The sequence below is a fragment of the Flavobacterium sp. CG_23.5 genome (assembly GCF_017875765.1).
Classification (GTDB): Bacteria; Bacteroidota; Bacteroidia; order Flavobacteriales; family Flavobacteriaceae; genus Flavobacterium.
Window position 1 is genome coordinate 3176395 of sequence record NZ_JAGGNA010000001.1, and the last position, 22595, is coordinate 3198989.

15 protein-coding genes are annotated in these 22595 nt (G+C 33.4%); 12 read left to right on the plus strand and 3 right to left on the minus strand.

From position 1 onward, the window contains the following. The first annotated feature begins 5 nt into the window (after positions 1-5). Positions 6-410 (plus strand): sugar 3,4-ketoisomerase, encoded by a 405-nt coding sequence (locus tag H4V97_RS13750; RefSeq protein WP_209549991.1) that lies wholly within the window; start codon positions 6-8, stop codon positions 408-410. Continuing rightward, on the plus strand, positions 407-1507 hold the full coding sequence (locus tag H4V97_RS13755; protein WP_209549992.1) for a glycosyltransferase family 4 protein: 1101 nt from the start codon (positions 407-409) through the stop codon (positions 1505-1507). The genes H4V97_RS13750 and H4V97_RS13755 overlap by 4 nt, the downstream gene beginning before the upstream one ends. An 11-nt stretch (positions 1508-1518) precedes the next feature. On the opposite strand, the gene H4V97_RS13760 is transcribed toward H4V97_RS13755, so the two are convergent. Continuing rightward, complete coding sequence (locus H4V97_RS13760; protein WP_209549993.1) at positions 1519-2406, minus strand: glycosyltransferase family 2 protein; 888 nt, start codon at positions 2404-2406, stop codon at positions 1519-1521. After that, a complete protein-coding gene (locus H4V97_RS13765) occupies positions 2406-3092 on the minus strand; it encodes a cell division ATP-binding protein FtsE (RefSeq protein WP_196850671.1) in 687 nt (228 codons plus the stop codon). Before H4V97_RS13765 ends, H4V97_RS13760 begins: the two co-directional genes overlap by 1 nt. Before the next feature lie 237 nt (positions 3093-3329). Here H4V97_RS13765 and H4V97_RS13770 point away from each other — a divergent pair, with 237 nt between their 5' ends. From H4V97_RS13770 to H4V97_RS13780, 3 genes are all read left to right on the plus strand, one after another. Next, positions 3330-6344 carry a tetratricopeptide repeat protein gene (locus H4V97_RS13770; RefSeq protein WP_209549994.1) on the plus strand — a complete coding sequence of 1005 codons (3015 nt, stop codon included), beginning with the start codon at positions 3330-3332 and terminating at the stop codon, positions 6342-6344. 78 nt (positions 6345-6422) lie between these two features. Next, entirely contained in the window at positions 6423-7286 is an 864-nt protein-coding gene (locus tag H4V97_RS13775) for a PhzF family phenazine biosynthesis protein (RefSeq protein WP_209549995.1), read from the plus strand. A 76-nt stretch (positions 7287-7362) separates the two neighbouring features. Then, entirely contained in the window at positions 7363-9219 is a 1857-nt protein-coding gene (locus H4V97_RS13780) for a TonB-dependent receptor (protein WP_245345238.1), read from the plus strand. Between the two features lie 99 nt (positions 9220-9318). Here H4V97_RS13780 and H4V97_RS13785 read toward each other — a convergent pair whose 3' ends face one another. Further along, positions 9319-9864 (minus strand): DUF2911 domain-containing protein, encoded by a 546-nt coding sequence (locus H4V97_RS13785; RefSeq protein ID WP_209549996.1) that lies wholly within the window; start codon positions 9862-9864, stop codon positions 9319-9321. Between the two features lie 226 nt (positions 9865-10090). Between H4V97_RS13785 and H4V97_RS13790 the strand changes: the two genes are divergently transcribed. From H4V97_RS13790 to secDF, 7 genes are all read left to right on the plus strand, one after another. Continuing rightward, positions 10091-10540, plus strand: coding sequence for a hypothetical protein (locus H4V97_RS13790; protein ID WP_209550310.1), 450 nt, complete (start codon positions 10091-10093; stop codon positions 10538-10540). Between the two features lie 80 nt (positions 10541-10620). Continuing rightward, the gene (locus H4V97_RS13795; protein ID WP_209549997.1) at positions 10621-12246 is read left to right on the plus strand and encodes an amidohydrolase; all 1626 of its coding nucleotides are present in this window, start codon (positions 10621-10623) and stop codon (positions 12244-12246) included. A 187-nt stretch (positions 12247-12433) separates the two neighbouring features. Beyond that, positions 12434-14110, plus strand: a complete 1677-nt coding sequence (asnB, locus tag H4V97_RS13800) for an asparagine synthase B (RefSeq protein WP_209549998.1) — start codon at positions 12434-12436, stop codon at positions 14108-14110. Positions 14111-14416: 306 nt separating this feature from the next. After that, a complete protein-coding gene (gene asnB, locus H4V97_RS13805; RefSeq protein ID WP_209549999.1) occupies positions 14417-16018 on the plus strand; it encodes an asparagine synthase B in 1602 nt (533 codons plus the stop codon). Between the two features lie 297 nt (positions 16019-16315). Further along, on the plus strand, positions 16316-18259 hold the full coding sequence (gene gyrB, locus H4V97_RS13810; RefSeq protein ID WP_209550000.1) for a DNA topoisomerase (ATP-hydrolyzing) subunit B: 1944 nt from the start codon (positions 16316-16318) through the stop codon (positions 18257-18259). 103 nt (positions 18260-18362) lie between these two features. After that, positions 18363-19298: a malate dehydrogenase gene (gene mdh, locus H4V97_RS13815; protein WP_209550001.1), complete on the plus strand. Its 936-nt coding sequence runs from the start codon at positions 18363-18365 to the stop codon at positions 19296-19298. Positions 19299-19521: 223 nt separating this feature from the next. Beyond that, a complete protein-coding gene (secDF, locus tag H4V97_RS13820) occupies positions 19522-22491 on the plus strand; it encodes a protein translocase subunit SecDF (RefSeq protein WP_209550002.1) in 2970 nt (989 codons plus the stop codon). The last annotated feature ends 104 nt before the right edge of the window (positions 22492-22595 follow it).

The window sequence follows — 22595 nt, forward strand, 5'->3', positions numbered from 1 at the left end:
AAAATATGACGACAGTAAAAGACATAGTGCTAATAAAAATCCCTGTTGTAGAAGATACCAGAGGAAATCTCGCATTTATTCAAAATGATATATTACCGTTTGAATTCAAGCGGGTATACTATCTTTTTGATGTGCCGAGTAATGCCTTTCGTGGAAGCCACTCTCACATCAATCAAAGTGAAGTGCTAATTGCTTTGAGCGGAAGTTTTGAAGTTGCGTTAAACGACGGAATTGAAAAAAAATCATTTCTTTTGAATAAACCAAATATGGGATTGTATATTCCAAAGGGAATTTGGAGAGAATTGGACAATTTTTCATCTGGCTCTGTTTGTTTAGTTTTTGCCTCTGATGTGTTCGAAGAAACGGATTATATTAGAGACTTCGACGAATTTTTGACATCCAAAAAATGAAACTACTTTATATCGTTCCAAACATTAATAACGAAGGCGGTGTAGCCAGAATACTTTCGGTCAAAGCCAATTATCTTATTGAAAACTTAGGATATGAGGTTCATATTCTCACTCAAAATGAAGGGTTTTTTCCTCTTTTTTATTCCTTCAATGAAAATATTGTTTTCCATGATATTATTCTAAAAGGGAATTTTTTTCAGTTTTTCCAATCTTATAAAAATTCCTTAAAAAACAAAATTAAAACAATACAACCTGATGTCATTATTGTATGTGATAATGGTTTAAAGGCTTATTCAATCCCTTTTATTCTAAAAAATAAAATCCCTCTAATTTTAGAAATGCACAGTTCTAAATTCATTCAAGAAAAAGAAATAAGTAAGGGTATTTTTTCTAAATTTTTTTCTAATATAGGCAATACTTACAAAGAAATTGGTGCAAATAAATACGATAAATTTGTAGTTGAAACTAGTGAAAGTATAAAAGAATGGGATGTAAAGCGCACGATTGTGATTCCAAATCCATTATGGTTTGCTTCCTCAAAATCGAGCTCTTTGGCAAACAAAAAAGTCATTTCTGTTGGACGGCACACGTACGAAAAAGGATTTGACAGAATGCTGGAAATTTGGAAAAAAGTAGTAGTGAAACATCCAGATTGGACCTTGGATATTTACGGAAAATCTAGTGAAAATTCAGATCTACGGTTATTCGCTAAAAACTTGGGTATTGCTAATAGTGTTGCTTTTTATGAACCAGTAAGAAATATTGAAGAAAAATATTTAGAGGCTTCATTTTATTTAATGACTTCTCGATTTGAAGGTTTTGGAATGGTGCTAATTGAAGCTATGGCTACTGGATTGCCTTGTATTGCTTATGATTGTCCATGTGGACCAAGGGGAATTTTAATTGAAAATAAAAATGGATTTTTAATTGAAAACGGTAACGAATTGGATTATGTAAAAGCGGTAGAAACTTTAATCGAAAACGAATCATTACGAATTGAAATGGGAAAAAACGCAAAAATAAGTAGCCAGAAATATTCAATTGATGCGATTATGGAAACATGGAATCAGTTATTTATTGAAACGAAAAATGGTTAAAAATTATGCTTTTATTTAGAGCTTATTTTGCATAAATAACCAACTCTGAATAGATTAAAAATTAATAGATTCGGATTGCTCCCAGTCAGGTTTTTGGAGATTGGCTTTTCAAAAAAACTATAAATTTTTGAAATTATAAAAACTAATCTTGTTCTTCTTAAAAAGTGGTGCAATTGAATAATCCTTACAAATTCAGTGTCGATTTTACCTTCTTGATGCAGTTGATATAAATTTTCTAGTGATTCTTTGGTTTTGTTTAAATAAACCAAATTCGTGTCAATATGGCCGTGTTCAACAGGGTTTTCAATGTGATTTACTTTGGATTTTAATACACTCAATTGATACGAAAGTTGGGTATCATCATGACCATATTTTTTCATGTATTTATCAAATTTCACTTTGTTAAAACAATCTTTTTTAATTAGTGTATTATTAAAAAGTAAGGATTGATAAGGCTTTTTTTTTCTATTTTCAGCTGATTTATCTTCAATAAATTTTCCGTATTTCCACCTTAATTTTTGATTGTCAGAAGGACATTTTTTGGGGTGTACACGACCTCCATAAATAATGTCAAAATCAAGTAAATTAGAGAGGTAATCTTTAATATAATTGTCCCGAATAATGATAGAGTCACCATCAATAAAAAGCAAATATTCGTATTTTGATTTTTCCGCCAATGAATTTCTATTTTCACGATGAGCGACATTTTGTTTTAATGAAACAAAACTGCAATTTGATAATGAGTTTATATTTTCATTAAACACATTCAAACTCGATTGCGAAGCATCATCCTGACACAAAATCTCAAAATCAATCTTAGATTTTAAACATTGCTTGTGCAATTCTAAAACAAGGGGATAGGCGTTATAATTGTATATTGGGATTAATACGGAAAGCATTATAGCTGTTTCTGCTGAACCACTTCAAAAATTCGCTCCTCTTCACATTTCAATGTTTTCGATGGAAATTTCATTAGTAATGCATAATCATGAGTTGCCATAATGATCGTTTTTCCGTTTGCATTGATGTTTTTTAATACTTCCAATACTTCTGCACTGGTTTGTGGATCAAGATTTCCTGTAGGCTCATCAGCAAGAATAAGTTCAGGGTCGTTCAGTAAAGCTCTTGCAATGGCAACTCTTTGTTGTTCTCCGCCAGAAAGTTGATGTGGCATTTTATTACCAAATTCTTTCATGCCAACTTTATCCAGTACTTCGTCAATTTTTCGTTGCATTTCGTCATTATCAACCCAGCCAGTTGCTTTAAGAACAAATAACATATTGTCTTTTACAGTGCGGTCCGGTAATAATTTGAAATCTTGAAAAACGATTCCAATCTTTCTTCTCAAAAACGGAATGTCATCTTCTTTCAAAGTGGCTAAATCAAAATCTACAATATGACCTTCTCCTTCTTTAAGTGGTAAATCACCATATAAGGTTTTCATCAAGGTGCTTTTTCCAGAACCAGTTTTTCCGATGATGTATAGAAACTCTCCATGATTTACCTCCAAGTTTACATGAGATAAAATAGTTTTTCCTTCTTGATAAATGTTTACATTTTTTAAAGACAATACAGGTTGAGACATAGGAGATTTTGTTTATTTGGTAAAAGTAATAAGATAACGGTTGTATTCAAAATAAATTTTATTCAATTAAGAAGAATTACTGAAATAATAAGTACTTAAGCTTAATGATTATCGAATGGACAGTCGTTCAGACTTGCCAAATGTAAATTGTTTAAAAAAATGTTCATAATAAAAACGGATAACGATTCGTTATAGACTTCAGAATATGATACATTTGAATTATTAAATAAAAATACAATGCGTAAAATTTCTAGGCTCTACTTATTTCTTCTTTTTATTATAACTGCTTCTATATCGGCACAAAAATCAACGATTTATACTCACGATTTAAAAGATTACAATAAAGCACTTTCTTTATTTAATGATAAACAATATGCATCAGCCGAAATTATTTTTAAGAACGTAAAAGCAACCGCTACGACTGAGGAAGTACAATCGGATTGTGCGTATTATATCGCAAATTGCGCTATTCGTACCAATCAATCCAATGCGGATCAATTGATGGAGCAATTTGTCGCCGATTATCCTACGAGTATTAAACAAAATCAAGCGTATATTGAAGTGGCTCATTATTATTTTGAGCAAGGGAATTATTCGCAAGCTTTGCGATGGTTCGATAAAGTGGATGAGAGTCATTTAAGTAACAGCGATCGCGATAAATTTAACTTCCAAAAAGGCTATAGTTTTTTTAATGCCAAAAAGAAAAAGGATGCGACAATCTATTTGAATAAAGTGGTGAACTCTGCTGAATATGGCTCTCAGGCTAAGTATTATCTTGGTTTCATGGCTTATGAAGGAGATGATTATAAGCAGGCAACAAAATATTTTGATGAAGTTTCGGGAGAAGAAAAATACAAAGAAAAGCTTTCGTATTATCAAGCCGATATGAACTTTAAGTTGGGGAATTTTCAAAAAGCAATTGATTTAGGCGAAAAAGCAATGGCTAAATCAAATCCTTCGGAAAAATCAGAATTGAATAAAATTATTGGCGAAAGCTATTTTAATTTAAAACAATATGATAAATCCATTCCTTATTTGGTGGCGTATAAAGGAAAAAAAGGAAGATGGAATAATACAGATTTTTACCAATTGGGATATGCCTATTACATGCAGAAAGATTACGAAAATGCGATTTCACAATTCAATAAAATCATTGGAGGAAAAGATTCTGTGGCTCAAAATGCCTATTATCATTTGGGAGAAAGTTATTTGAATACAAATAAAAAACAGCAGGCTTTAAATGCTTTTAAAAACGCATCCGAAATGCAATTTGATGTTGCGATACAAGAAGATGCGAGTTTGAATTACGCTAAATTGAGTTATGAAATTGGAAATTCTTATCAAAGTGTACCAGCAGTATTGCTGAATTTCTTAAAAAAATACCCTGATAACTCCAGTCATTCAGAGATTGAAAAACTACTGATTGATTCTTATATCTCTTCAAAAAATTATAAAGAAGCCTTAGTATTATTAGAAAGAAACAAATCAGCAGAAAATAGATTAGCTTATCAAAAAGTTACTTTTTACAGAGGGTTAGAATTATACACTGATGGAGATTATGACGAAGCGTTGAAAATGTTTACTAAATCCATCAACGAACAAAAAGATGCAAGTTTTACTGCCCGAGCCACTTTCTGGAAAGGGGAAACAGAATATGTTTTGAATGATTTCAAAGAGGCGTTGATAAGCTTTAAACAATTTACAGGTTTGGCTCAAGCCAAAGAAACACCGGAGCATAAAAACATTAATTATAATATTGCTTATGCGTATTTCAAATTGAAAGAATACGATCAGGCAGGGAATTATTTCCAAAATCAAATAACAACTTCAAAAGACGATAAAGTACGTTTGAATGATTCCTATTTGCGTTTAGCGGATTGTCGTTTTGTTACTTCAAAATATGGAGCGGCGATGGAGGCTTACAATAAAGTGATCGAGTCAAAAAGCGTAGATGCTGATTATGCGTATTTTCAAAAAGCAATTTCTTACGGATTTATTTCTAAAAACGATAAGAAAATAGAAGAGCTAAATGCTTTTTTACAGTTATATCCAAAATCAGATTATCGTGATGATGCGATGTTTGAACTAGGGAATACGTATGTTTCCGACAATAAAAGTGATCTTGCCATAAAAACATACGATCGATTAAATACTGAATTTAAGAGAGGTTCTTTTACTTCCAGATCTATTTTACGCCAAGGATTAATTTATTATAATTCAGATAAAGATGAACTGGCTTTAACTAAATTTAAAAAAGTAGCGGCGGATTTCCCTAAAAGTCCAGAGGCATTAGAAGCCGTGGCAACCGCTCGATTGATTTATGTGGACAACGGTAGAGTGGATGAATATGCGAATTGGGTTCGTACTTTGGATTTTGTTGCTGTTACAGACGCTGAACTTGACAACGACACCTATGAAGCTGCCGAGAAACAATTTCAACAAAATAATACGAAACAGGCAATCGCAGGATTTAGCGGTTATGTGGCTAAGTTTCCCAGAGGAATACATGCTTTAAAGGCTAATTATTACCTTGCTCAATCGTATTATTCAGAAGGTTCAGAAGGCAAATCAATTCCTAATTATGAATTTGTAATTGAACAGTCAGGAAGTGAATTTACAGAACAATCGTTGAATAGATTGGCACAGATTTTCCTAAAAAATAAAGATTGTGATAAAGCAATTCCAATATTATCTCGCTTAGAGAAAGAAGGAGAATTATCTCAAAACAGGACTTATGCGCAATCAAACTTGATGAAATGTTATTATGACGGGAAGGATTATTCTAACTCAGTAGTCTATGCAGAGAAAGTTTTGATGAATTCTAAAACGGATGATAATGTAAAAAGTGATGCCCAAATTATAATAGCACGTGCAGCCATACAAACCGGTGATGAGGCAAAAGCACGAGTGGCTTATGCAAAATTAATGTTGATTGCCAAAGGAGAATTAGCTGCCGAAGCATTATATTATGATGGGTATTTTAAAAATAAAGATGCGAAATATGAAGCGTCAAATATTGCCGTTCAAAAATTGGCGAAAAATTATTCGAGTTACAAATATTTTGGAGCCAAAGGATTAATACTAATGGCAAAAAACTTTTACGGTTTGAAAGACAGCTACCAAGCAACTTACATTTTGGAGAACGTAATACAGAACTTCACTGATTTTCCAGACGTTATTTCAGAAGCGCAAACAGAACTAAATAGTATTAAAGACGAAGAATCCAAAACAAATTCGTCTATAACAAAGTAAGAAGTAAGCCGAGTAAATCGGCTTGTTGGAAATGAAGAAGCTAGTAGGTTAGAAGTAATAGAAATAACAAAAAAACGAATGACAATACCCTTTTATATAGTGGATGTTTTTGCAGAAAAGAAATATGCAGGCAATCAATTGGCTGTTTTTTTAGATGCTGAAAAGTTAAGTGATAAGGAGATGCAAACAATTGCTCGCGAAATCAACTTTGCTGAAAGTACTTTCATTACCATCCTTAAACCAGAAAATAATAAGGCAACAATCAGAATTTTCACTGCTGAATATGAAATGAAGTTTGCGGGACATCCTATCATTGGTACATCTTGGGTTTTGATGAATAAAATATTTGAAAACAAGCCTCAAAATATAATTTTAACGGTTCCAATAGGGGAAATTCACGTTAATCAATCGGGGGATTTGGTTGTGTTGCAGGCAGCTCAACCAGAGTTTTTGGGTACTTTTTCAGCAGATGATTTTTTATCCTTCAGCAATTTAGAACGTAGTGACTTTGATGATCAATTTCCTATTCAAGAAGTTACCACAGGAAGTGCTTTTGTAATTGTTCCTCTCCAAAGTAAAGCAGCATTAGAAAATATAATTCTGGATAAGGCTAAAATGAATGAATGGTTGCATGCACATTGCAAAACGAGTCATAGAGCGTTGTATTTTTATTGCTTAGATGAGGCAAAACTGATCAGTAGAATGTTATGTATAGAGGACAATCAACTTAAAGAAGATGCGGCTACAGGAAGTGCCAGTACTTGTTTACAGGCCTTTCTTTTGAAATATCATTCACCAGAAATCGAAATTATAAACCATCAAGGCGATTTTATTAATAGACCTTCACAAATTTATTTTAAGGGTAAATTATCGGAAAATCATTTTGATATAAAAATTGCTGGAAAAACGCAATTCATTGCAAAAGGAGAATGGGAAGTTTAGGTTTGAGCTACGAGGTTAGAAATAAGATGTTCGAAATAGACAGAAAGTTAGATAATAAAGATTAAAAATTGATTAAATGAAGAGCGTATTTCTCTTTACTAAAACACATGATAAAAAGATGATAATTAAAAATAACAACACAAATCCATTTGTAGATAGCATTTCTCAATTTTTCATTCCCGTCCCTTCGGGGAGGGTTGGGTTGGGGATTTTATTCTTCTTTGTCTTCCAATTTTCGTTTGCACAAAAAAAGGAACAAATAGGTACGGAAACAGTAAATGTTGTAAAACCCTATACGCCAACAATTTCGGATGCGTTCAAAGTGAAAGAAACACCTTCACTAGACGAGGAAGGAAATGCTAAAAAAGAAACTATAAAATATACTATTTTCTCTTTTCCTGTAGCGTCAACTTTTACGCCGTCAAAAGGAAAAGCGGAAGGGGTAGAAAAAGAAAAACAAGAACATTTATTTAAAAATTATGCGACGTTTGGAGTTGGAAATTACGGCACATTTGTCGGTGAATTATTTGTTAACCACGATTTAGACAATAATAATTATGTTGGAGGAATGTTTCGTCATCATTCTTCTCAAGGAGGAATAAAAGGTGTTGAACTTGATGATCGGTTTTATGATACATCGATAGATTTGACTTACGGAGCGAATGAAAAAGATTTGTCATGGAATTTTGATTTGGGTTATCAAAATCAAATCTATAATTGGTATGGATTGCCAACTAATTTTGGCAGCACAATGACACCATCAAATAGAGCTGTTTTAATTAATGGAATAAAGCCACAACAAACATATAACACAATTACCGCTGGCGGAAAAATTACTTTTACTGAAAGTATTTTTAATGAAGCGAGTGTCAAGTTCAATCATTTCTCAGATTTGTATGGATCTTCGGAGAATCGATTTTATGTAAAACCGTCATTCAAAGTTGACATAATGGATACGGCTATAAAAACAAATATAATTGTGGATTATGTAGGGGGAAGTTTTAAGAAAAATTATTCGAATACAAATGTAGAACCTCTAAAATATGGTTTTACTAATTTTGGTATTGCACCAAGTTTTGTAGTATTAAAAGACGACTGGACATTGAATATTGGAGCAGGTATCTTTTATAGTTTAGATAATGTAAAAAGCAACAACAAATTTTTTGTTTACCCGCAAATTAGTGCTTCTTACAAAGTTGTGAATGATTTGATGATTTTTTATGCTGGTGCCGAAGGAAATTTAGAACAGAACACATACCAAGATTTTGTAAATGAAAATCCATATATTTCTCCAACATTAAACATTGCACCAACGGATAAACAATATGATATTTTTGCAGGATTAAAAGGGAAACTGACTAATAATGTAAGTTATAATATTAGAGGTTCTTATGTGAATGAGAGAAATAAAGCATTGTTTAGAAGCAATGATTATACTGAAAAAAGTACCAATGAGAACTATGCTTTTGGAAATTCGCTACAAGTCGTTTATGACGACATGAGAACTTTGAGTTTTTACGGAGAACTAAAAGCTGATTTTTCAGAAAATGTGAGTTTTGGAATAAATGGAACATACAGTAGTTACACTAATGATTTTCAAAGTGAAGCATGGAATTTGCCAACATTAAAATTAAATTCAAATCTAAATTTTAATGTAACTAAGAAATGGTTCGCCGGTATCGATGTTTTTTATGTTGGAGAACGTAAAGATCAAAAACTAAATTCGGATATTGTTTATATTGTGGCTCCGAGCCCAATTACTTTGAAATCTTATTTTGATGCCAATGCTCATGTGGGCTTTAAATATAGCGAACGCTTAACGGCTTTTTTAAGAGTTAATAACATCGCTAATCAAGGGTATGAAAAGTGGTTGAATTACCCTGTTCAAGGTTTTCAAGTGCTAGCGGGTGTAAATTATAAGTTTGATTTTTAATTTTAAAAGTATTTTAAATAGAAATGATTTTCACAAATTAAAAAGTATAAAAAAATGCTGCCTTTTTGAGACAGCATTTTTTTTGTTTTAAGGGATTTTCTATTTTGTAAATGGTACTGCAATTCTAATTTTGCCCCATCCCATGTTAAGCACTATACCATTTTTAGCCTCTGTGAAAACCATTGAAAAAGTCTCAAGTGATTCTGTAGCTTCAGTCATTGGAACGGTTAATCTGGCAACGTCATTTTCAGATTTGTAAAAATAAGAACCCCAAACGTTAAGGTCTTTATTTATAATAACGGTCCATTCTTTTACTCCAGGAATAGTGTATAAAGTATAAGTGCCAGCTTTAACTTTGGTAGTGCCAAAATTCATATCAGCGTACAATGTAAGTTCTGCGGCTTCATTTGCCCCAGTTCTCCACACTTTTCCATTTGGAGCCAGTTCACTAAGACTGCGTCCTTTTAATTGGGGTCTGCTGTAAGTGATTTTTGCTGCTTTCGCCGAAATTTTATAATCATTAGGAAAAGAAGCAACATCCATTGGGCTCTTATCGAGCTCTGGAAATTTTTGTGCGTGAACATTGAAGGATACTAGCATTATGAAAACAAATGCAATTGTGGTAATAAATGTCGATTTTTTCATTGTGTTTTTAGGATTGGTTAAAAAGTTAAAATTATTGAATCCAATTTTATTAACTTAAAAAAACTTGTTAAATTTTTTGGATGAAACTCATCTGGCTAATGATGCTATAAAAGAAAATCATAACTTTGGGGTGTTAGATAAATGGATCGAAATATTTCTTTATAAAAACCAGATTTTTAATCCATATGCAATTGACGATTTAAGTGTCATCCCAGTTAAAAAAAATATGACTTTCAAACAAAAAATATACCACTATTACCTTCAGTTAGTTCAAGACAGAATCGATGTTTTCAGAGATATGATTGCGGCGCTTACCGAAGATTCTAAAAATGATGCCAAAGGCTCAGCCGGAGATAAGCATGAAACTGCTTTGTCTATGATGCATATCGAACAAGAGAAGCTCAATACAAAACTTAGAGAAGTGCTTACTCAAAAAGCTGTTTTGGACAAAATAGATTCCGCCACCATTACTAAAAACATTATTGTGGGAAGTCTGATTAAAGCGAATGGAATTTATTTGTATTTAAGTGTAGCACTTCCTAAAATTAATATCGAAGGAATTAATATCATTGCATTGTCTCCGCAGTCACCCTTGGGAAGTAAGTTAATGGGGAATAAAGTGGGATTTACTTTTGAGATTAATTCGACAAAATATCTGATTGAGGAAATTTCCTAATATCTTTCTTCTAAATAGTTTCTTACAGTTTATATATTTTGGGCTTCTTTCTTTATATTAGCCTAAATAAACTGTACATAATGAAACGAATTACACTACTTTTTGCTTTGTTTTTATTGATTTCTTGTAATCAAAAAAATAAAATTCACGTTGACACTATTGTTACTAATGCTACTATTTATACTGTAAATAAGACTTTTGGTAAAGCATGGGCTATGGCAATCGATAAAGGCAGAATTTTAGCAATTGGTTCCGATGAGGAAATAGCTAATGCCTACGAGTCTAAAAACACTATAGAAGCCAAGGGAAAATTTATCTATCCGGGTTTAATAGATGCGCATTGTCATTTTTATGGTTTTGGTCTCAATCTGCAAGAAGTTGATTTGAGAGGAACTAAAAGTATGGACGAAATAATTGCCCGTATAAAGACTTTTCAAAAAGAGAAAAATCCTGAGTTTATTGTTGGAAATGGCTGGGATCAGAATGATTGGGAAATAAAGAAATATCCCTCTAAAGAAATTTTGGATAAAAATTTTCCAAATATCCCCGTCGTGTTAAACAGAATAGATGGTCATGCCATTATTGTGAACAGTAAAGCGTTGAAATTGGCCGGGATTACAAAAGACACTAAAGCAGTTGGCGGTCAGATTGAAATGGTGAATGGAGAACCAACAGGAATTTTGGTAGATAATCCAATGGAATTAGTTTTTAAAATAATTCCTAAACCAAGCCGTAAAATACAAATCGCCGCCTTATTGGACGCCGAAAAAGTAATGTTTAGAAATGGTTTGACAACGATAAACGATGCGGGACTAGATCCGGAAATTATTGATTTAATAGATAGTTTGCAAAAAGCAAAGTTGATGAAACTAAACGTTTATGCAATGGTTTCTGCTAACCAGAAGAACATCGATTTATATCTTAAAAAAGGGGTTTATAAAACAGATAATCTGGATGTGCGATCTTTTAAAATGTATGGAGACGGCGCTTTGGGTTCGCGTGGCGCTTGTATGCACAAAGCTTATTCAGATATGCCGAAACAATTTGGGGCATTACTTTCGCCTATTTCGAACATGAAATCTATTGCCAAACAAATTGCAAATTCTCCTTTTCAGTTGAATTCACATGCTATTGGAGATTCGGCGAATACGGTGCTATTGAAAATTTACAAAGAAGTTTTAGCTGGTAAAAAAGACCGAAGATGGAAAATCGAACATGCTCAGGTTATACGGGAACAAGATTTTGATTATTTTAAGCTCGGAATTATTCCTTCTGTGCAGCCAACCCATGCAACTTCAGATATGTATTGGGCGGTGGAACGATTGGGGAAAGAAAGATTGAAAAATGCCTATGCTTATAAAAAGTTGCTTCAAAAAGGAGGAATTGTGGCTTTGGGTACTGATTTTCCTGTAGAAGAAGTAAATCCTATGCTGACTTTTCATGCTGCAGTTGCCAGAAAAGACAGTAAAAATTTCCCGAAAGGAGGTTTTCAAATGGAAAACGCATTGACCAGAGAAGAAACCTTAAAAGGGATGACGATTTGGGCAGCCTATTCTAATTTCGAAGAAAAAGAGAAAGGAAGTCTGGAAGCAGGGAAATGGGCTGATTTTGTAATTTATGATCAGGATTTAATGAAGGTCAATGAAAATAAAATTGTTAAAATGATTCCTTTAGCAACCTACTTAAAAGGAACCAAAGTAAAATAAAGCAACCTTCGGAAATGATAATTTATAATTTTTGAATGTAGGTTTGGGGGTATTAGTTTACATTTAGTATGCAAATGCGTATATTTAGTTTTAATTTATAACTAAAATACGCATTTATGTTTTGTAAACGTAACTGTTATTGCATCTTTGCCTTATAAAATTAAATAAAATATTAAAATATATAGTTATGTGTGGAATAGTATGTGCCTTTGATTTAAAACAGAAAGTTGATGTTTTAAGACCGCAAGTATTAGAAATGTCTAAATTAATTCGTCATCGTGGTCCGGATTGGAGTGGAATTTTCAGTAATGACAAAGTTATTTTATCCCACGAACGATTGGCTATTGTAGATCCAGCTTCAGGGAAACAACCTTTGTTTAGTCAAGATAAAAATCTTGTTTTGGCTGCCAATGGTGAAATTTACAACCATAGAGAATTGCGCAAACAATTTGAAGGAAAATATACTTTTCAAACTGAAAGTGATTGCGAAGTTATTTTGGCACTTTATAAAGAAAAAGGAGTTCATTTTATAGATGAGTTAAATGGTATTTTTGGATTTGCAATTTATGATGTAGAAAAAGACGAGTATTTTATTGCTCGTGATCACATGGGTATTATTCCATTGTACATTGGTTGGGATAAGAATGGTACTTTTTATGTGGCTTCAGAGTTGAAGGCATTAGAAGGATATTGTACAAAAATTCAATTATTTCCTCCTGGACACTATATGTCTAGCAAGGATGGAGAATTTGTACAATGGTATAAAAGAGAATGGGTAGATTATGATGCTGTAAAAGATAACGTGACCAGTATAGACGATATAAAAGTGGCACTTGAAGCTGCTGTTCATAGACAATTGATGAGTGATGTGCCTTATGGGGTCTTGCTTTCGGGAGGTTTGGATTCATCGATTACGTCGGCTGTAGCCAAAAAATATGCGCAAAAACGTATCGAGTCAGGTGATGTTGCCGATGCTTGGTATCCACAATTGCACTCTTTCTCTGTAGGATTAGAAGGTTCTCCTGATTTAGCCGCAGCTCGTGTTGTAGCGGATCATATTGGAACCATTCATCACGAAATTAAATTCACTATTCAAGAAGGTTTAGATGCTATTCGCGATGTGATTTACAATCTTGAAACGTATGATGTGACTACTGTTAGAGCATCAACACCAATGTGGTTAATGGCAAGAGTTATTAAATCAATGGGGATTAAAATGGTATTGTCCGGTGAAGGTGCCGATGAGTTATTTGGAGGATATTTATATTTCCATAAAGCACCAAATGCGAGAGAATTTCATGAAGAAACCGTTCGTAAATTAAGCAAATTGCACATGTACGATTGTTTGCGTGCAAACAAAAGTTTAGCAGCTTGGGGAATTGAAGGACGTGTGCCATTTTTGGACAAAGAATTCATGGATGTAGCGATGAGAGTTAATCCACAAGACAAAATGATTAATAGCGAACATCCAATGGAGAAGTGGGTGGTTCGTAAGGCTTTTGAAGAGATGTTGCCTCCAAGTGTAGCTTGGAGACAAAAAGAACAGTTTAGTGATGGAGTTGGATATAGCTGGATCGATACTTTGAAAGAAGTGGTTGCTAAAGAAGTTTCTGATGAGCAATTGTTAAATGCCAAATTCAAGTTTCCTTTGCAAACGCCAACTTCTAAAGAAGAGTATTACTATCGTTCCATCTTTGCGGAACATTTTCCTAGTGATGCAGCCGCATTATGTGTGCCTCAAGAAGCAAGTGTAGCCTGTAGTACAAAAATCGCTTTAGAATGGGATGAAGCATTCAAAAACATGAATGATCCTTCAGGAAGAGCTGTTGCTAGTGTTCATGACGATGCCTATGTAAAAGCATAAGATAATTTTTTAAAAGTTTATAATTAAGGAAACGCTCTCATTTTTTGGGGGCGTTTTTTCTTTGTTTACCGATTCCTAAAATAAGTTGCTGTACTCGGAATTTTAATAATAGAAGACCAAGAGTGTTGATAAGCAAGTGCGGTTTATGAGACAAAAGGAATAAGTCTTGCATATTGTAATTTTTGTCTAAATTGGGGTTTTTGATTGTTTATTGTAACTTAATTGTGATTTTGTGTTTTGTTATTGTAACTATTGATGCATATTTGTATTGTCACAATAAACAGGAATGTTAAAAATAGAATAGTTATGTGTGGAATATTAGCCATTATTGGAAAGGGAAAAGAGGAGCAAATAGTTCGAGAGCTTTCAAAACGGATGTCACATCGTGGACCGGATGAAAGCGATTTACATGTTATGGAAAACGGGCATATATTAAGTCATGAACGTTTGTCTATCATCGATCTGCATTCCGGAAAACAACCAATAAAAGGTACGAAAACCGCTTACATGGTTCATAATGGTGAAATCTACAATCATCAGGAATTGAGAGATGGTATTTTAAAAGAGCATACTTTTAGAACTAAATCGGATTCGGAAGTAATTGTACATTTATATGAAGAATTTGGTTATGATTTTTGTAACATGCTTGATGGTGACTGGGCTTTTGTTGTTGTAGATGGAAATGATTTTATAGCGGCTAGAGACCCATTGGGAGTAAAACCTTTGTATTATGGTTTGGACCAAAGAGGAAGAATTTATTTTTCTTCTGAAATGAAACCTATTGCTGACCAATGCACAACATTTTCTACTTTTCCTCCAGCACATTATTACACTAAAAAAACGGGTTTTGTAAAATACTACAAACCGGAATATGAAGATTATTTAAAAGCTGACCAAGAGTTAGATTTAGATTTAATCCGAGAAACGTTGACCGAAGCTACGCGTAAGCGGTTAATGAGTGATGTGCCTATTGGAGTGTTGCTTTCGGGAGGATTAGACTCTTCATTGACATCAGCGATTGCTTCCCGGTTATTGGCGGAAAGCGGTAAAAAATTACAGTCATTCTCTATCGGATTAAATGCTGATGCGCCAGATGCAAAAGCAGCAAAAAAAGTGGCCGAATTTTTAGGAACGGAACACCATGAAATTCATTTTACAATCGAAGAAGGGATTGAAATCTTGGATAAATTGATTTGGCACCTTGAAACGTATGATGTAACATCGATACGAGCGAGCGCGCCAATGTATTTCTTGTCGAAGGCGATTGCGGACCTAGGAATAAAAGTAGTGCTTTCGGGAGAAGGAGCAGATGAGATTTTTGGAGGATATTTGTATTTTAGAAATGCACCATCAGCAGTAGAATTTCAAAAAGAAACAATTGAGAGAGTCCAAAAATTATTTACTGCCGATTTATTAAGAGCGGACAAATCAACAATGGCCCATGGTTTAGAAACTAGAGTGCCGTTTTTAGACAAAGCATTCTTAGATTTGGCCGTTCGTATCAAAGCAGTAGAGAAAATGCCTAAAACGTACGACGGTAAAGAAAAATATATTTTGAGAAAAGCTTTCGATACGCCAAACGATCCGTATTTGCCAGAGGAAGTATTGTGGAGACAAAAAGAGCAGTTTTCAGATGGAGTAGGGTATCAGTGGATCAATCAATTGATTGAATATTGTTGTTCTAAAGTAACTGATGAGGAATTAGCAGGTGCCGCAGCTGAATTTCCTTATAACTCCCCAACTACTAAGGAAGCTTATTTATATAGGAAGATTTTTAATAAACATTACCCGCAAGTAAGTGCGGCACAAACGGTTAGAAAATGGATTCCAAAATGGCAGGAAAACCAAGATCCAAGCGGAAGAGCTAATGCTGCACACGTAAAACCGGATACGGAAATTGCTAAATAAGAAGTTGTTGTTGAATAAAAAACAGCAATAGCATAGCAATTTCAATCTCAATTAGATTATAATAATTTCAAATTTCCAAAATAGCATTTTTTTTATGTTTGTTTTGGAAATTTGTTTTTTATACTAAGTTTGATTTTTTTTATTTTTTTTGAAATTGAAATTGATTTTTGAAATTGCTATTTTCCTAACAAATGTTAATAACTTAAGTGCTTAAAATGTGATTTTAACGGTTATATAAATTGTGTTTTTATATATTTGCGTGTTAGACAAAAATTACATTTTTTTAGATTAAAATATATGAGCGAAGAAATCAAGAAGGACAATTATTCAGCAGATAGTATTCAAGCATTAGAAGGAATGGAGCACGTAAGAATGCGTCCATCGATGTATATTGGAGATGTAGGTGTTCGAGGACTGCATCATTTAGTTTATGAAGTGGTAGATAACTCTATTGATGAGGCAATGGGTGGGCATTGTGATACAATAATAGTTGATATAAATGAAGACGGATCTGTTTCTGTTGAAGATAATGGACGTGGTATTCCAGTAGGAATTCATAAAAAAGAAGGAGTTTCGGCCCTAGAAGTCGTAATGACTAAAATTGGTGCCGGAGGAAAATTTGATAAGGATTCTTATAAAGTTTCTGGAGGGCTTCACGGTGTTGGGGTGTCGGTGGTAAATGCATTGTCGAATCACCTTATAGCAACAGTTCATAGCAGTGATGGTAAAATATACCAACAAGAATACGAAAAAGGAAAAGCGCTTTATCCGGTAAAACAAATTGGAGAAACTACAAAAAGAGGAACAATTGTTACTTTTTATCCAGATGATTCTATTTTCACTCAGACAATTGAGTTTTCATACGATACTTTAGCGGCTCGTATGCGTGAATTGTCATACCTTAATAAAGGAATTACAATCACTTTTACTGATAAAAGAGAGGTCGATAAAGACGGAAATTTTGTTTCTGAAGTTTTTCATTCTGATGAAGGATTGAAAGAATACATTCGTTATTTGGATGGAAATCGTGAGCCAATTATTGCACACGTTATTTCTATGGATAATGAAAAAGGAGAAATTCCGGTTGAGGTTGCCTTGATTTATAATACAAGTTATACCGAAAACATTTTTTCTTACGTAAACAATATCAATACGCACGAAGGAGGAACGCACTTGCAAGGTTTTAGAACGGGTCTAACAAGATCTTTGAAGAAATATGCTGATGCATCCGGAATGTTAGATAAATTGAAATTTGATATTTCAGGAGATGACTTTCGTGAAGGACTTACGGCTATTATTTCGGTAAAAGTTGCTGAACCGCAATTTGAAGGACAAACGAAAACTAAACTTGGAAATAGAGAAGTAGTTTCACCGGTAAGTCAAGCGGTGAGTGAAATGATTGAAAATTATTTGGAAGAAAATCCAAATGACGCTCGTATTATTGTTCAAAAAGTTATTCTTGCGGCACAAGCCCGTCACGCAGCCAAAAAAGCGCGTGAAATGGTGCAACGTAAAACCGTAATGGGTGGAGGTGGATTACCAGGAAAACTTTCTGATTGTTCCGAGCAAGATCCTGCAAAATGTGAAGTATATCTTGTCGAGGGAGATTCGGCAGGTGGAACAGCTAAGCAAGGTCGTGACCGTGCATTTCAGGCTATTTTGCCATTGCGTGGTAAGATTTTGAATGTGGAAAAAGCAATGCATCACAAAGTTTTTGAAAACGAAGAGATTAGAAATATTTTTACTGCACTTGGAGTTACAATAGGAACTGCGGAGGATAGTAAAGCATTGAATATAGAAAAATTACGTTACCATAAAGTAATTATTATGTGTGATGCCGATGTCGATGGTAGTCATATTTCTACTTTGATTTTGACATTCTTCTTTAGATTTATGAAAGAATTAATCGAAGAAGGTCACGTATATATTGCTGCCCCTCCTTTGTATTTAGTTAAAAAAGGAAACAAGAAAGAATACGCATGGAATGACGTTCAACGTGATCAGGCAAATGAAAGAATGGGCGGAAGCGCAGGAATTCAACGTTATAAAGGTCTTGGGGAGATGAATGCGGAACAACTTTGGGAAACAACAATGGATCCTGGTTTTAGAACGTTACGTCAGGTAACAATCGACAGTTTAGCCGAAGCAGATAGAGTTTTCTCTATGTTAATGGGTGATGAGGTGCCACCGAGAAGAGATTTTATTGAGAAAAATGCAGTATATGCTAAGATTGATGCGTAAACTAAGATTAATCACTATTTTTTTTTAGAATGAATTAATGATTAACAGAATAAAAAAATAACCAAATAACCAAATTAACAAATAATCGAATAAACTATAAAATATGAAAGTTACCATTATAGGAGCAGGAAATGTAGGTGCAACCTGCGCAGACGTAATTTCTTATAGAGGAATTGCAAGCGAAGTAGTATTATTGGACATCAGAGAAGGTTTTGCTGAAGGTAAAGCTTTGGATATTATGCAATGTGCTACAAATACAGGTTTTAATACTAAAGTGTCGGGTGTTACAAATGATTATTCAAAAACGGCAGGAAGTGATGTAGTAGTAATTACATCAGGAATCCCTAGAAAACCGGGAATGACACGTGAGGAATTAATAGGCATCAATGCAGGAATTGTAAAAACAGTTGCTGAAAATGTGTTGAAACATTCGCCAGATACCATTATTGTGGTAGTTTCTAATCCTATGGATACAATGACTTATTTAGCATTGAAATCTACTGGATTGCCAAAAAACAGAATCATTGGAATGGGTGGAGCGTTAGATAGTTCTCGTTTTAGAACGTATTTATCTTTGGCTTTAGACAAACCGGCAAATGACATTTCGGCAATGGTGATTGGTGGACACGGTGATACAACTATGATTCCTTTAACTAGATTGGCTTCATATAATGGAATTCCGGTATCTCAATTTCTTTCAGAAGAAGCATTGAATAAAGTTGCTGCTGATACTATGGTTGGAGGAGCAACACTTACAGGACTTTTAGGAACTTCTGCTTGGTATGCTCCTGGAGCTTCAGTTGCTTTTTTAGTGGATAGTATATTGAATGACCAAAAGAAAATGATTGCTTGTTCTGTTTTTGTTGAAGGGGAATATGGCCAAAATGATATTTGCATAGGTGTTCCTTGTATCATTGGTAAAAATGGGGTAGAAGAAATTCTTGATATTGAACTAAATGACCAGGAGAAAGCATTATTTGCTAAAAGCGCTGATGCAGTTAGACAAATGAATGATGCATTAAAATCGATATTAGAATAATATTTTAATTATAAAATAGGGAAGACTGCATTATTGCAGTCTTTTTCATGAGATTAATCCATAAATAATTTGTTAATCTTAACCTAAATTATATATTTGCTCGGTTTAAAAAAATGATGTAATTCGAAATGTTGTTTTTTAGTAGTAAAAATCGATGTCAGGACTATGTTTTATTGGGATAAAACAAAAATAAATAAATAAAAATAATTAATTTTTAGTAATAATGCAGAATAAAGGACTTATTAAATTTTTCGCAATTCTATTTGCATTGGTGAGTATTTACCAACTTTCTTTCACTTTTGTTTCAAGCAAAGTAAAAAATGATGCAAAATCTTTTGCTGGTGGAAATCCTGAAAAAGAAGTTAAATATTTGGATTCCATTGGAAAAGAAAAAGTATTTAATCTTGGATTTACTGACTTTACTTTTAATGAAGTGAGTGACAAACAAATCAATAAAGGTCTTGACTTAGAAGGTGGTATTAATGTAACACTTCAAATTTCGGTTAAAGACATATTGAAAGGATTATCTAATAATTCTAAAAATCCAGTTTTCAATAAATCGTTGGCGGATGCCACTGCAAATTTAGAAGGGAATAAATCATATTTAGATAAATTTTTTGATGCTTTCGAAACTAATTCAAAAGGATCGGTAAAATTAGCTTCCCCAGATATTTTTGCAAATAGAAGTTTGCAAGGTGAAGGTGGTGTAGATTTTCAAATGACAGATGCGCAAGTACAAAAAGTAATCAAAAGAAAAGTTGATGAATCTGTAGAGAGTGCTTTTGGAGTATTAAGAAAACGTATCGATAAATTTGGAGTTACTCAACCTAATATTCAAAAATTAGGAGAATCTGGAAGAATTCTTGTAGAACTTCCTGGTGCTAAAGATGTAGATAGAATTAAAAAATTATTGCAAAGTACCGCTCAATTAGAATTTTGGGAAACTTATAAAATTGAAGAGATAGGTAACTTTTTAATGGCAGCAAATGAGTCTTTGAAAAAAACTGAAATAGCTAAAACTGAAATTAAAACTGTTGCTAAAGATTCTTTGAGTGCTTTATTGACTGATGGAAAAGATTCAACAGCGACAAAGAAAGGAAATAATCCTTTACTTGATAAAATGATTGGTCAAGGTGGTGGACCAGTTCTTGGTCTTTTCTCACCAAAAGATACTGCAGTTGTCAATGGATATTTGAAAAGAGCAGATATTAGAGTTTTATTAGCAGGAGATCAACGTTATGCTAAATTTGTTTGGGGTATTCCTTCAGCAATTAAAGATGCAAAAGGAAAAGATGTTGATGCAGTAGAATTATATGCATTAAAAGGAAATAGAGATAATATTCCTGCAATGGGTGGTGGAGTTGTTACTGATGCAAAAGATACTTTTGATCAATCAGGAAAACCAGCTGTGTCTATGCAAATGAATAACCAAGGTGCAAAAGCTTGGGAAGAATTAACAGGTAGAGCATTTACTCAAAAAAGCAATATTGCTATTGTTTTGGATGATATTGTATATTCTGCACCAGGGGTTTCTAGCGGACCAATTGCTGGAGGTAGATCTGAAATTTCAGGAACTTTTGATGTTACACAAACTAAAGATTTAGCCAATGTTTTAAGAGCAGGTAAATTACCAGCTGCAGCAGATATTGTTCAATCAGAAGTGGTAGGACCATCCTTAGGTCAAGAAGCAATTGATAACGGTACAAATTCTGCGCTTGTTGGATTATTATTAGTATCACTTTGGATGATTGTTTACTACGGTAAAGCAGGTTGGTATGCAAATATCGCTTTAGCAGTTAACTTATTATTCTTGTTTGGAATTCTTGCAAGTTTAGGTGCTGTTCTTACATTGCCAGGTATTGCCGGTATTGTATTGACAATGGGTACGGCAGTAGATGCGAATATCATTATATATGAAAGAGCGAAAGAAGAATTACGTGCGGGTAAAACACTAGGTGAAGCTGTTGAAACTTCATATAGCTGGAAAGGGGCGATGCGTTCTATTGTAGATGCAAACGTTACGCATATTTTAATTGGAACTGTATTATTTATTTTTGGTTCAGGACCAATAAAAGGTTTTGCTACAACATTATTGATAGGTATCGTTACCTCTTTATTTACTTCTATATTTATTGCAAGAATTTTTATTGACAGAAATATAGCTGGAAAAAATGATTTAACTTTTGTTACAGGATTTTCTAAAAATTTCTTTACAAACTTTCATTTTGATTTCTTAGGTATTAAAAAATGGACTTATGCTTTCTCTGCAATAGTAGTTGTAGTTAGTGTTATTTCATTATTCACAAATAAATTAGATCAAGGTGTAGATTTCGTTGGAGGAAGAACTTTCCAAGTTCGTTTTGAGAAGCCGGTAGTAGCAGAAGATGTGAAAGCCGAATTGACTAAAGTATTTGGTAGTGCCGAAGCAAAAATATTTGGTAACGATAATCAATTGAAGATTACTACAAAATATAAAGTGGAAGAGCATGGAGTTAAAGCAGATGAAGAAGTAAACAGATTATTGTATAATAGTTTAAAGCACCATTTTTCAGCTGGACTAACCTATGATAGTTTTGTAAAAACGTCTGAAGGTAAAAAACTAGGTATTGTACAGGCTTCAAAAGTTGGACCTACAGTAGCTGAGGATATAAAAACTAATGCTTATTGGGCTGTTCTGGGAGCGATGTTAATTGTGTTTTTATACTTACTTATCAGTTTCAGAAAATGGCAATATGGTTTAGGAGCAATCGCAGCTGTAGCGCATGATGTTATTTTTGTTTTAGGAATTTATTCATTGTGTTACAAATTTATGCCATTTGGTATGGAGATAGACCAGCATTTTATCGCAGCTATTCTTACTGTAATTGGTTACTCTATGAATGATACCGTTATTGTATTTGATAGAGTTCGTGAATTCTTAGATGGAAAAACAAAGGGTACTTTTGCTGAAATTGTTAATAAATCGATTAATTCAACCATGTCAAGAACTATCAATACGTCATTAACTATGATTGGTGTCTTGTTTATCATGTTTATTTTTGGGGGTGAATCTATCAGAGGATTTATATTCGCAATGTTAGTTGGTATAATCGTAGGAACTTATTCTTCATTGTTTATTGCAACACCAGTATTGGTTGATACAATATCTAAAGAAGATAAAAAGTTAATCGAACAACATCATCAAGAAAGCTAAGATAGCTTTTACAGAGATTTTTATAAAAGAGATTCAACGTAAGTTGAGTCTCTTTTTTTTTAAACCAAAAGTGAGAATCTAAAGTTTTTATTTGTAATTTAATG